The 12,031-nt window shown below is 70.9% G+C and carries 11 protein-coding genes and 1 pseudogene; 9 read left to right on the top strand and 3 right to left on the bottom strand.

The features are described 5' to 3' along the window. The coding region (locus tag ABD327_RS07175) for an FAD-binding dehydrogenase (protein ID WP_344449410.1) at window positions 1-1,778 on the bottom strand (1,778 nt) is incomplete at its 3' end. 303 nt (window positions 1,779-2,081) lie between these two features. On the opposite strand from ABD327_RS07175, the gene egtA reads away from it, so the two are divergent. From egtA to ABD327_RS07130, 9 genes and pseudogenes are all read left to right on the top strand, one after another. Beyond that, window positions 2,082-3,203 (top strand): ergothioneine biosynthesis glutamate--cysteine ligase EgtA, encoded by a 1,122-nt coding sequence (gene egtA / locus ABD327_RS07170; RefSeq protein WP_344449409.1) that lies wholly within the window; start codon window positions 2,082-2,084, stop codon window positions 3,201-3,203. Next, window positions 3,191-4,450 (top strand): ergothioneine biosynthesis protein EgtB, encoded by a 1,260-nt coding sequence (gene egtB, locus ABD327_RS07165; RefSeq protein ID WP_344449408.1) that lies wholly within the window; start codon window positions 3,191-3,193, stop codon window positions 4,448-4,450. The genes egtA and egtB overlap by 13 nt, the downstream gene beginning before the upstream one ends. A 1-nt stretch (window position 4,451) precedes the next feature. After that, window positions 4,452-5,186, top strand: a complete 735-nt coding sequence (egtC, locus tag ABD327_RS07160; RefSeq protein WP_344449407.1) for an ergothioneine biosynthesis protein EgtC — start codon at window positions 4,452-4,454, stop codon at window positions 5,184-5,186. Between the two features lie 17 nt (window positions 5,187-5,203). Next, a complete protein-coding gene (gene egtD / locus ABD327_RS07155; protein ID WP_425547084.1) occupies window positions 5,204-6,169 on the top strand; it encodes an L-histidine N(alpha)-methyltransferase in 966 nt (321 codons plus the stop codon). Between the two features lie 35 nt (window positions 6,170-6,204). Next, on the top strand, window positions 6,205-7,218 hold the full coding sequence (locus tag ABD327_RS07150) for a LacI family DNA-binding transcriptional regulator (protein WP_344449405.1): 1,014 nt from the start codon (window positions 6,205-6,207) through the stop codon (window positions 7,216-7,218). A 9-nt stretch (window positions 7,219-7,227) separates the two neighbouring features. Next, window positions 7,228-7,998, top strand: a pseudogene (locus ABD327_RS07145) (ABC transporter ATP-binding protein); the annotation flags it as partial. 23 nt (window positions 7,999-8,021) lie between these two features. Then, window positions 8,022-8,672 (top strand): ABC transporter permease, encoded by a 651-nt coding sequence (locus ABD327_RS07140; RefSeq protein ID WP_344449404.1) that lies wholly within the window; start codon window positions 8,022-8,024, stop codon window positions 8,670-8,672. Continuing rightward, a complete protein-coding gene (locus ABD327_RS07135) occupies window positions 8,669-9,355 on the top strand; it encodes an ABC transporter permease (protein ID WP_344449403.1) in 687 nt (228 codons plus the stop codon). Before ABD327_RS07140 ends, ABD327_RS07135 begins: the two co-directional genes overlap by 4 nt. Continuing rightward, window positions 9,352-10,269 carry an ABC transporter substrate-binding protein gene (locus ABD327_RS07130; protein ID WP_344449402.1) on the top strand — a complete coding sequence of 306 codons (918 nt, stop codon included), beginning with the start codon at window positions 9,352-9,354 and terminating at the stop codon, window positions 10,267-10,269. Before ABD327_RS07135 ends, ABD327_RS07130 begins: the two co-directional genes overlap by 4 nt. A 278-nt stretch (window positions 10,270-10,547) precedes the next feature. Here the strand turns inward: ABD327_RS07130 and ABD327_RS07125 are convergent, their stop codons facing one another. Both ABD327_RS07125 and ABD327_RS07120 read right to left on the bottom strand, forming a co-directional pair. Next, the gene (locus tag ABD327_RS07125) at window positions 10,548-11,375 is read right to left on the bottom strand and encodes a hypothetical protein (RefSeq protein WP_344449401.1); all 828 of its coding nucleotides are present in this window, start codon (window positions 11,373-11,375) and stop codon (window positions 10,548-10,550) included. Between the two features lie 34 nt (window positions 11,376-11,409). After that, window positions 11,410-11,976: an RNA polymerase sigma factor gene (locus ABD327_RS07120; protein WP_344449400.1), complete on the bottom strand. Its 567-nt coding sequence runs from the start codon at window positions 11,974-11,976 to the stop codon at window positions 11,410-11,412. Window positions 11,977-12,031 lie beyond the last annotated feature (55 nt).

Raw genomic sequence — 12,031 nt, 5'->3', positions numbered from 1 at the left:
GCGGCGGCGCGGGCGGCCGTGCGGCCGGAGAAGATGCAGCCGCCGAGGAAGGTGCCTTCCAGGGAGCGGTAGCCGTGGACGCCGCCGCCGCCGAAGCCGGCGACCTCGCCTGCGGCGTAGAGGCCGGGAATGGGCCGGCCGTCGTCGCCCAGGACCCGGCCCGACAGGTCGGTCTGGAGGCCGCCGAGGGTCTTGCGGGTGAGGATGTTGAGCCGCACCGCGACGAGGGGGCGGGCCTCGGGGTCCATGATCTTGTGGAGGGCGGCGGTGCGGCTGAGCTTGTCGCCGTTGTAGTTCAGGGCGTTGCGGATCCCCATGACCTGGAGGTCCTTGGTGAAGTTGTTGTCGATCTCGCGGTCGCGGGCGTCGATCTGGCGCTTGAGGTCGGCGAGGTTGATGAGGTTGGCGCCGGTCAGCTCGTTCATGCCGGTGACGAGTTCGGGCAGGGTGTCGGCGACGATGAAGTCGACGCCGTTCTTCTTGAACTTCTCGACCGGTTCGGGGCTCTGCCAGGCGCGGGAGAGCGTCAGCGGGATGTTCTTGTTCGTCAGGTCGGGGTTCTGCTCCGAGCCCGACAGCGCGAACTCCTTGGCGAGGATCTTCTGCGTGGTGACGAACCACGAGTAGTCGTAGCCGGTGTCCTGGATGAGTTTCAGCGTGCCGAGGGTGTCGTAGCCGGGCAGGCCCGGCACCGGGAAGCGCTTGCCCTCGGCGTCCAGCCACAGCGACGACGGGCCCGGCAGGATGCGGATGCCGTGGTTGCTCCAGATCGGGTCGTAGTTCTCGATGCCCTCGGTGTAGTGCCACATGCGGTCGCGGTTGACCAGGCGCGCGCCGGCCTCGTTGGAGATGCGCAGCATGCGGCCGTCGACGTAGTCCGGCACGCCGGTGATCATCCTCTTCGGCGGGGTTCCGAGCCGCTCGGGCCAGTTCTCCCGGACGAGGGTGTGGTTGGCGCCGATCCCGCCGGACGTCACGATGACGATCGGCGCCTTCAGTTCGAACTCGCCGGTCTCGACGCGGGAGCTGCGGGTGCCCCGGGGCGCGGTGGTGGGCTCCAGGACGGCGCCGCGGATGCCGGTGACGGCTCCGTTGGTCCTGACCAGGTCGTCCACCCGGTGCCGGAACTTGAAGGTGACGAGGCCCTTCGCGACGGCGGCGCGGACCCGCTTCTCGAACGGCTCGACCACGGCGGGCCCGGTGCCCCAGGTGATGTGGAAGCGGGGCACGGAGTTGCCGTGCCCGTCGGCGAGGTGCCCGCCGCGCTCGGCCCAGCCGACGATCGGGAACCAGCGCATCCCCATGCCGTGCAGCCAGGAGCGCTTCTCCCCGGACGCGAAGTCGACGTAGGCCTCGGCCCACTTGTGGCCCCAGTAGTCCTGTCCCGACGGGTCGGCGATCCCGCGGTCGAACCCGGCGGTGCCCAGCCAGTCCTGCCACGCCAGATCGCGGGTGTCCTTGACGCCCATGAGCCGCTGTTCGTCGGAGTTCACGAAGAACAGCCCGCCGAACGACCAGAACGCCTGCCCGCCGAGGTTGGCCTCGGACTCCTGGTCGACGAGGAGCACCTTCCGACCGGCGTCGGCGAGTTCCGCCGTGGCGACGAGTCCGGCCAGCCCGGCCCCCACGACGATCACGTCGGCCTCGGTGTCCCCGGGCGCGGCCGATGCGGACGTGCTTCCCAGGAGACCCGACGCCGCCCCTGCGGCGAACGTGCCTCCCGCGAGCGTCAGGGCGTTTCGGCGGGTGAACGTGGTCGGAGTCTCGTCCTGTTCCATGGGCTTCCTTCCGGGGGGCCATGTTGCCGTGAGGTGGACCACGTAAACAGAAGGAATCCGACTGATCTAGAGACTCAATATCAATAAATCCCGACATATTTCGCTCTCCGGGCAGTCGCGGGACCCGGGTCCAGGCCCGGGTCCACACCCGGGTCCCGGCCTCGCCGCCGACGGGCGGAGCCCCTGTGGGATATGGCCGACGGCGAGGCGTATCGCGTAGTTCATTGAGTTTTTGGGGTTTTTGGGGATAGCTGATCCGGTTCACCAGGGAAGGTCAACAGGACCAGGAGAGCGGGAGGGCGCATGTCCCTGACTGAGGACGAGGTACGCGAGCACGTGCGGGGAGTGTGCTTCAAGAAGGGCCCGCCGAGGCTGGTGGGGATCGAGACCGAGTGGCTGGTGGTGGACGAGGCGCGGCCGGGGGAGCCGGTGCCGCTCGGGAGGCTGCGGGAGCCGCTGACGCGGCGGGCGCTGCCCGGCGGCAGCAAGGTGACGTTCGAGCCGGGCGGGCAGCTGGAGCTGAGCTCGGTCGCGCTGCCGGGGGCTGAGGCGGTCTGCGGGGCGCTGGCCGCGGACCTGGCCGAGGTGCGGCGGCGGGTGCCGGGGATCGAGCTGGTCGGGGCAGGAGTGGATCCGGTCCGGCCGTCGCGGATGCAGCTGGACGAGCTGCGCTACCGCTGTATGAGCCGCTATTTCGGGGATCTGACGATGATGTGCTCCACCGCGTCCGTCCAGGTCTGCCTGGACATCGGGACGCGGGAGCAGGCGGCGCGCAGGTGGCGGCTGGCGCACCTGCTCGGGCCGGTCCTGATCGCCGCCTTCGCGAACTCGCCGGTGCACCGCGGGCGCCGGACGGGCTGGAAGTCGACGCGCCAGGCCGTGTGGGCGCGGCTGGATCCCACCCGCACCACGGCCCCCGTGGGGGACGACCCGGAGGAGGCGTGGGCCGGGTACGCGCTGGACGCCAAGGTCATGCTGATCCGGGGCGAGAGCTGGATCGTGAACCCCGGCGTGACCTTCCGAGAGTGGATGCGCACCGGGGAGCCGGTGCTCGACGACTTCGCCTACCACCTGAGCACCCTCTTCCCCCCGGTCCGGCCGCAGGGGTGGCTCGAGCTGCGGATGATCGACGCCCTGCCCGAGCCGTACTGGAGGGTCCCGGTCGCGGTGGCCGCGGCCCTGCTCGACCGGGTGCCGGACGCGGCCGAGGCCGCGGCCGAACCCGTCGGGGGCCACTGGGTGAGGGCCGCGCGGGACGGGCTGCGCGACCCCGCCCTGGCGAAGGCGGCCCTGGCCTGCTTCGAAGCGGCCTGCTCGGTGCTCACCGGAGAGATGAAGAGCCTCACCGAGCAGTACGCCGAACGCTATGTCGCCCGCGGCCTTTGCCCGGCCGACGACATCGAGGAGTACGCGTGGACGCGCTGAGAGAACGCTTCGCCGCCGAGCTGACGGCGGCGAGGGAGAGAAGCCATCTGCTGACCTCCCTGGACGACGGCGACCTGGTCACCCAGGTGTCGCCGCTGATGTCCCCCCTGGTGTGGGATCTGGCCCACATCGGCAACTACGAGGAGCTGTGGCTGCTGCGCGCGGCCGCCGGCGTCGAGCCGATGCGGCCCGAGATAGACGGCCTCTACGACGCCTTCGAGCACCCCCGGGCCTCCCGCCCGTCCCTTCCCCTGCTGCCGCCCGGCGAGGCCCGCGCCTACATCCGGACGGTCCGGGACAAAGTCCTCGACTCCCTGGACGGTCTGCGTCCGGAGAACGCCTTCCTCTTCGAGATGGTCGTCCAGCACGAGCACCAGCACGACGAGACGATGCTCGCCACCCACCAGCTCCGCAGGACCCCCTCTCCCCTGATCGAGAAGGACCTCCCGGCGGACGTCACCCCCTGGCTCCCCGAGACCCGCATCCCGGCGGGCCCGTTCACGATGGGCACCTCCGACGACCCCTCCGCCTACGACAACGAGCGCCCCGCCCACCGGGTGGACCTCCCGGAGTACTTCATCGACACCGTCCCGGTGAGCAACGGCGACTACCTGGCGTTCATCGAGTCCGGCGGCTACGACGACGAGCGCTGGTGGCATCCCAGGGGCTGGGAGTGGCGGCAGGGCAAGAAGGTCGGCGCCCCCGCCTTCTGGTTCAAGGAGGGCGTGTGGCTGCGCCGCCGCTTCGGGACGGTGGAGCCGGTGCCGTTCGACCAGCCCGTCCAGCACGTCTGCTGGTACGAGGCCGACGCGTACGCCCGCTGGGCGGGCAAGCGCCTGCCGACCGAGGCGGAGTGGGAGAAGGCCGCCCGCTGGGACCCCGCCCGTGAGAAGGCCCTCAGATACCCCTGGGGTGACGAGTACGTGCACGGCCGCGCCAACCTCGGGCAGGGACGCCTGCAGCCCTCCACCGTCGGCTCCTTTCCCCGGGGGGCTTCGCCTTCCGGTGTGCGGCAGCTCCTCGGCGACGTGTGGGAGTGGACGTCCACCGACTTCCACGGCTACCCGGGCTTCCGCGTGCACCCCTACAAGGAGTACTCCGAGGTCTTCTTCGGCCCGGACTACAAGGTCCTGCGCGGCGGTTCCTGGGCCACGGACCCGTCGGCGTGCCGGACGACGTTCCGCAACTGGGACTACCCGATCCGCCGCCAGATCTTCGCCGGTTTCCGCTGCGCGAGGAGCGCCTGAGTTGTGCAGACACCTGGCCTACCTCGGGCCGCCCCGCAGCCTGCACTCCCTGGTCTACGGGCCGCCGCACTCCCTGGAACGCCAGTCCTACGCCCCCAGGATGAACATCGGCAACGTGCTGAACGCCGACGGTTTCGGCGCCGGCTGGTACGCGGGGGACAGGGTCGTCCGCTACCGCAGGGCGCAGCCGATCTGGACGGACACCTCGTTCGCCGAGCTCAGCGAGATCCTGCAGAGCTCGTGCGTGGTGGCGGCCGTGCGCAGCGCGACGGTCGGCTTCCCGGTGGAGGAGTCGGGAGCCCAGCCGTTCCGCTGCGAGCGCTGGCTGTTCAGCCACAACGGCAAGGTCGACGGCTTCGGCGCGGTCGAGGCCAAACTGCGGGAGCTCGCCGGGGACCTGTCGCTGGTCCCCGAGGCCCGCGCCCCGCTCGACTCGGCGCTGCTGTTCGCCCGCGCGGTGCGCGCCTGGCGGGGCGGCCTGAGCCTGGCGGAGGGCCTCGCCGAGACGGTCCGCACGGCCGCCGCGATCGCGCCGGGCCGCTACAACCTGCTGGCCTCGGACGGGGCGTCGCTGGCGGCGACGACCTGGGGCGACAGCCTGTTCGTCCGGTCGGCGGAGCACGCCGTGGTCCTGGCCTCCGAGCCCTATGACGAGAGCCCGGCCTGGCAGCGGGTTCCCGACCGTTCCCTGGTCGCCGCGGACCGCCACGGCGTCGTCATCCACCCACTCCGATAGGGGGCACAGATATGGGAATCTTTGAGATCGCGCATTTTCTGAAACCGGAGGAGCTCGACGAGGCGCTGCGCGCCGACGTCTCCGCGGGGCTGACGTCCGAGCCCAAGACCCTGCCGCCCAAGTGGTTCTACGACGACCGGGGCAGCGAGCTGTTCACTGAGATCACCCGGCTGGAGGAGTACTACCCGACCCGGAGGGAACGCGCGATCCTCGCGGCCCGCGCGGGGGAGATCGCCTCGGTGACGGGCGCGCGCACGCTCGTCGAGCTGGGCGCCGGTTCGGGGGAGAAGACCCGCCTGCTGCTGGACGCGCTGGATCTGGAGACCTACGTCCCGGTGGACGTCAGCGACGACTACCTGCTGGAGGCCGCGGAGAAGATCGCCGCCGAGTATCCGGAGCTCGACGTGCGCCCGGTGGCGGCCGACTACGAGCGGCATCTGTCCCGGATCCCGGGCGGCCCGCGCAAGCTCGTCGCCTTCCTCGGCGGGACGGTGGGGAACATGGTGCCGAGGGAGCGGCACAGGTTCCTGTCCGCCGTCCGGGCGACTCTCGGCCCGGAAGACGGCCTGCTGCTCGGCGCGGACCTCGTCAAGGACGAGAAGCGCCTGGTCCGCGCCTACGACGACGGGCAGGGCGTCACGGCGGAGTTCAACCGCAACGTGCTGAGGGTCATCAACGCCCGCCTGGACGCGGACTTCGTGCCCGAGGCGTTCGACCACGTCGCCGTCTGGAACGCGGAAGACGAGTGGATCGAGATGCGCCTGCGGTCCCGGGGCCGCCAGGAGGTCAGGGTCGGCGCTCTGGACCTGACCGTCCGGTTCGCCGACGCGGAGGAGATGCGCACCGAGATCTCCGCGAAGTTCCGTCCGGAACGCCTGGAATCCGAGCTGGAGGCGGCGGGTTACACGCTCGCCGAGTTCTGGACGGATCCGGATGGTGACTTCTCTCTCACGCTGGCCAGGCCACAGAAAGATCACGATTAGGAGGAAACGTCACCGGGGCGACTTACTGTGGGCTGATGCCGCACTCGCGACGGAGGGTCACGATCCGTGAGCTGGCCCGGGTGACGGGCCTGTCTCCGGCGGCGGTGTCCTATGCGCTGCGGGGCGTCCACACCTCCGCCGAGACGCAGGAGCGGGTGCGCCGGGCGGCCGACGAGCTCGGCTACCAGGCGCATCCGATCGCCCGTGCCCTGGCCGGCGGGCCGACGGGCACGGTCGGCCTGCTGTGCGGTTCGCTGGCCGACTTCTGGCAGCAGGAGCTCGCCGTCCGGATCGGCCGGGCCCTGCTGGCCGAGGGCCGGTACGCCATCATCCTGGACGCGGCCGACGACCCGGAGCGGGAGCTGGAGCTGGCCGAGCGGCTGCGCGGGCAGCAGGTGGACGGAATGATCGTGCAGGCGGTCGACCCGTCCGCCCCCGCCTGGGCGGAGCTGGCCGAGGAGCTCCCGCTGGTCTCGGTCGGGGACGCCCTGGCGGGCAACCCGCACGGCGAGGTGGTCTTCGACAATCGTGCGGGCGTGACGCTGGCGCTGGAGCACCTGCACGGCCTGGGCCACCGCCGGATCGGGGTCTTCACCTCGACGCTGGAGCACACTCCGGACCGCCCGGCCGACGTGCACGTCCGGGCCGAGGCGCGGAGGCTGGGGCTTTCCGTCGAGGTCGTCGTCACCCGCTCGGCACTGCCGGAGGCGACCGTGGCGGCCCGGGAGCTGCTGGTCCGCAGGGACAGGCCGAGCGCGGTCTTCTGCTTCTCCGACTCCATCGCCTACGGCGTCTACGTGGCGGCGGGGCAGCTCGGCCTGGGCGTCCCGGACGACCTGTCGGTGTGCGGGTACGACGCCCACGCCCTGTCGGTGCTGCCGACGCCGCCGCTCACCACGGTCGACTGGGACCTGCCGGGGGTGGCGGACGAGGCGGTCGCGCTGATGGTCGCGGCCATCGAGGAACGTTCCCCCGGCAGGGTCGTGCGCTCCCCGGTGTTGTGCGCGAGGCAGTCGACCGGCAGGATTCCTACTGAACTTACTGATTAGGTAGAGATATTGATCACCTTCACCGGCGTGAACAAACGGTACGCCGACGGCACGGTCGCCGTGGACGGGCTGGACCTCACCCTGGCCACCGGCGAGATCACCGTCCTCGTCGGCCCTTCCGGCTGCGGCAAGACCACCACCCTGCGCATGATCAACCGGATGGTCGAGCCGACCTCCGGGAAGATCGAGATCGACGGCGTCGACGTGCTCGGCCAGGACCCGGCGAAGCTGAGGCGCGGCATCGGCTACGTGATCCAGCACGGCGGCCTCTTCCCGCACCGCACCGTCGTGGACAACGTCGCCACGGTGCCCCGGCTCCTGGGCTGGGACAAGGGGAGGGCCCGCGCCCGCGCGCTGGACCTGCTCGAGCTCGTCGGCCTCGACCCGGGCCTGGCCCGCCGCTACCCCCACCAGCTGTCCGGCGGGCAGCAGCAGCGGGTCGGCGTGGCCCGCGCGCTGGCCGCCGACCCGCCCGTCCTGCTGATGGACGAGCCGTTCAGCGCGGTCGACCCGATCGTCCGGAACGTCCTGCAGGAGGAGTTCCTCCGCCTCCAGGCGGAACTCGCCCAGGGCGAGGGCACCCCCAAGACCATCGTGTTCGTCACCCACGACATCGAGGAGGCGCTGCGGCTGGGCCACCGCGTCGCCGTCTTCGCCCAGGGCGGCAGGCTCGCCCAGCTCGCCACCCCGGAGGAGCTGCTCGCGGCCCCCGGGAAGGGCTTCGTCACCGAGTTCCTCGGCGGGGAGCACGGGCTGCGCAAGCTCCGCCTCGTCCGCGAGCTGGAACTGGAGCGAGAGCGGGGATGAACGAGGACGAGCCTCTGGTCCGCTGGGACTGGATCCACGAGCACTACGGCCTGTTCGGCGACCTGACCGTCGAGCACCTGAAGCTCTCGCTGCTGCCGGTCCTGCTCGGCCTGCTGGTGGCGGTGCCGCTGGGCGTGCTGTGCGCGCGCTGGCGCGGCCTCTACCCGCCGGTGCTGACGGCCGTGAACATCCTGTACTCGCTGCCGTCCCTCGCCCTGTTCCTGGTGCTGCTGGACTACACCGGCCTCAGCATCTGGACGGTCGCCATCCCGCTCACCCTCTACACGCTGGCCGTGCTGGTGCCCAACGTCGTCGACGGGCTGCGCCAGGTCCCCGACACCACCCGGCAGGCGGCGACCGCGATGGGCTACACCCCGCTGCGCCGCCTGGTGGCGGTCGAGCTGCCGATCGCGGTGCCCGTCATCATCGCGGGCCTGCGGGTCGCCACCGTCTCCAACATCAGCCTGGTGAGCGTGGGCGCGCTGGTCGGCATCGGCGGGCTCGGCTCCCTGTTCAAGACGGGCTTCGACCTCCAGTTCACCACCCCGGTGCTGGCCGGGATCGTGCTGATCATCATTCTGGCCGTGCTGTTCGACCTGGCGCTGGTGCTGCTCCAGCGGCTGCTCACCCCCTGGAGCCCGCGATGAACGACGGCTGGCGCTGGCTGACGGACGGCGCGAACTGGCACGGTCCCGACGGCATCCCCGTCCGGCTCGCCGAGCACCTCGGCTACACCCTGCTGGTGCTCGCCGTGGCCGTGCTCGTCGGGCTGCCGGTCGGGCTGCTCCTGGCGCACGCCGGGCGGCGCACCGCCTTCACCGTGATCAACGTCGCGAACGGCTTCCGCGCGCTGCCCACCCTGGGCCTGCTGGTGCTCATCTTCCTGCTGAGCGCGGGCAGCGACCTCGCCGCGCTCGTCCCGCTGGTGGCGCTGGCGATCCCGCCCGTGCTGGTCAACACCTACGAGGGCGTGCGCCAGATCGACCCGCGGGTGCGGGACGCGGCCCTCGGCATGGGCATGACGGGCCGCCAGGTGCTGCTGCGGGTGGAGCTGCCGCTCGCGGTCCCCCTGATCATGGTGGGGGCGCGGACCGCGGCGGTCCAGGTGGTCGCCACCGCGACCGTCGCGGCCTACATCAACCTCGGCGGGCTCGGCGGCTACCTCATGGACGGCATCCTGCTGCGCCAGTACGGCACCGCGGTCGGCGGCTCCCTCCTGGTGGTGCTGCTCGCGGTCGCCGTCCAGATCCTCTTCACCTACACCGGCCGGCTTCTCACCCCCCGAGGGCTGAGGCCGGAACCGAACAACCGAAAGGAAATCCCCGGATGAGACCCCTGAAGATCCTGCTGGGCGCCGCCCTGCTGGCGACGTTCGCCGCGGGCTGCGGCGGAAGCGAGGACAACCCCCTCGACGGCACGGGGAGCACTGACGGCACGGCCAGCACCAACGAGACCATCGTGGTGGGCTCCGCCGGCTTCCCCGGCAACGTCCTGCTCGCCGAGCTGTACGCCGGTGCGCTGGAGGACAAGGGCGTGAAGGTCGAGCGCAAGCTCAACATCGGCGAGCGCGAGGTCTACTACAAGCTCCTGGAGAACGGCGACCTGACCGTCCTGCCGGAGTACAACGGCGCGCTGTTGGCCTACCTCGACCCGAAGGCCGAGCTGCCCGCCACGACGGAGGAGACCAACAAGGCGGCCTCCGCCAAGCTCCCGGCCGGGCTGAAGCTGCTGGACTCGTCCGCGGCCCAGGACAACGACTCGCTGACCGTCACGTCCGAGACGGCCTCGAAGAACAACCTGAAGACCGTCGAGGACCTCAAGGCGGTGGCCGGTGACCTCGTCGTGGGCGGGCCCGCCCCGTTCGAGGAGCGGTTCAAGGACAAGCTGAGCACCGTCTACGGCCTGAAGTTCAAGGAGTGGGTGCCCGACCGCTCCGGCGGCGGCAACATCCCGACCTGGCTGAAGAGTGGCAAGGTCCAGGTCGGCAACGTCTTCACCGCCAACCCGGCGATCGTCCTGGACGGCCTGGTGGTGCTGGAGGACACCAAGGGCGTCTTCGGCCTGCAGAACGTCACCCCGCTGGTGCGCGAGGACGGCGTCGACGCGGCGGCCGCGGAGACGCTGAACAAGGTCTCGGCCCAGCTCACCACCGAGGGCCTGCAGGAGATGATGAAGAAGGTCGCCGTCGACAAGACCGACCCCGCGAAGGTCGCCGCCGAGTGGCTGGACGCCCACCCGGTCTGATCGGAGAAGTCCGTGAAAAAAGATCAGCCGGCCTGCTGACCACCCCAGATCGGCAGGCCGGCCGATCGGCCGGTGCGCCGTGTTCGCGGGCCCGGGCAAAGCCCGCGAACACGGCGTCCTTCCGCCGGATCTCCGTCGCGCGACCAGGAGGCCGCTCACACGGACGGGAACGCTGCACCTCCCGGACCGGAGGGCGCGGGGAGTCCCGGCGGTTCCGGACGCCGTGGTTACGGGAACGGGGGCAGAACCCGTGGTAGGCGTCCGGAGTCTTGTGTTCTTCAGTTGTTCGGTCGGTCTTCGTCCTGCTGCTGCCAGAACTCCAGCTCAGGCCACTCCTGCGGCCAGAACGACTGGCGTTCGGCGCTCGCCTCGCCCTCGGCCTTCTTGCGGTCCTGCGGGGAGCCGTGCGGCTGGAGCCATTCCTTCGGCAGCTCCTTGGGCCACTCGGTCGGCCACTCCTTGCCCTTGGGCCAGGTGGTGGGCCAGTCCGTCGGCCAGCCCGGAGGCGGCCACTGGCCCGCGGGCTTGTTCTTGTCCGCGCCCAGCAGGGTGACGCAGAAGGCGATGACCTTCTTGCGTCCCCCGGCGGCCTTGACCAGCGGGGCGATGTTCTCGTCCTTCATGCCCTGGGCGATGTACTTCCGGCACAGGTCGGCGTTGGACGGCGTCGCCACCGGAGCGGGGCTGGGAGGCGGCGCGTACTTGCGGGTGAAGGGCGGGGAGACCGAGGTGGGTGAGGCCTTGGGCTTCTCCGCTTTCTTCTGTCCGGGCACTCCGCCGTTGGCCGCGATCGCGACCCCGCCCACCGCCGTGACCGCCAGGGCGGTCCCGGCGATCAGCGCGGTCGGCGCTTTGGCGAGCAAGGAGCGGAGTGATGGCTTCTCCCGGTTTCTCTCTGCGGGCGCCGGCAGGGCCGACGCCGTTGACAGGGCTGGTGCGTCGACGAACGCTGCCTGGAAGGCGGCCATCACCTCCGTCTCACCGCTCAGCTCTTCCTCCCGCCCGTGGGCGGCCGCGCTGTTGAGCAGGTCGGCGACGGGATGGCCCGCCGAACTCCCGCGGAGCATCTGCTCCGCGGTCCTTCGGCTGATCCGTTTCGCGCTCATCTCATCTCTCTCAGCGTCGAGGTGCGCCAAAGTGTCACTCGATCTCCGCAGCGAGTTTTTTCAGGCCCCGGTAGGCCGCGGTGCGCACCGCACCGGCCCGCTTGCCCAGCACCTGACCCGCGGTCTTGGCGTCGAGCCCGATGACCACCCGCAGCAGCACGGCCTCCGCCTGGTCCCGGGGCAGCCGCATGATCATCTTCAGCGCCCGCTCGGTGCCCAGCCCGCTCAGCGCGCTCAGTTCGGTGTCGTGCTCCCCGGCGACCTCGGTCAGCTCGTCCAGCGTCGTCTCGGCCTGGGGGCGGCGCCGGCGCCGCCTGACGTGGTCCAGGGCCCGGTTGCGGGCGATGGTCGTCGCCCAGCCCCGGAACCCGTCGTACTCGCCCCTGAAGGAGGGCAGGTCGCGGACGATCTGCAGCCAGGCCTCTGAGGCGACGTCCTCCGCGTCCTCGGCCACGAGAGCGCGCAGGTAGCGCAGCAGACGTGGCTGAAGATCCCGGTAAACGGTCCGGAAAGCCGTTTCGTCTCCCTGTTGCGCGGCTCGGACGCAGGCCGACAACTCCGCCTCGTCCGGAGGGGTCCGCTGGGCCACCTTCCGATCCACCCGCATAACTATGCTGGCTTCTCAGGGCAGAAGTGAACAAGACCGGACTTTTCTC

Origin of the sequence: Actinocorallia aurantiaca, from assembly GCF_039533685.1 — a bacterium.
Lineage (GTDB): Bacteria > Actinomycetota > Actinomycetes > Streptosporangiales > Streptosporangiaceae > Actinocorallia > Actinocorallia aurantiaca.
This window is presented reverse-complemented; position numbering and strand designations above follow the sequence as displayed.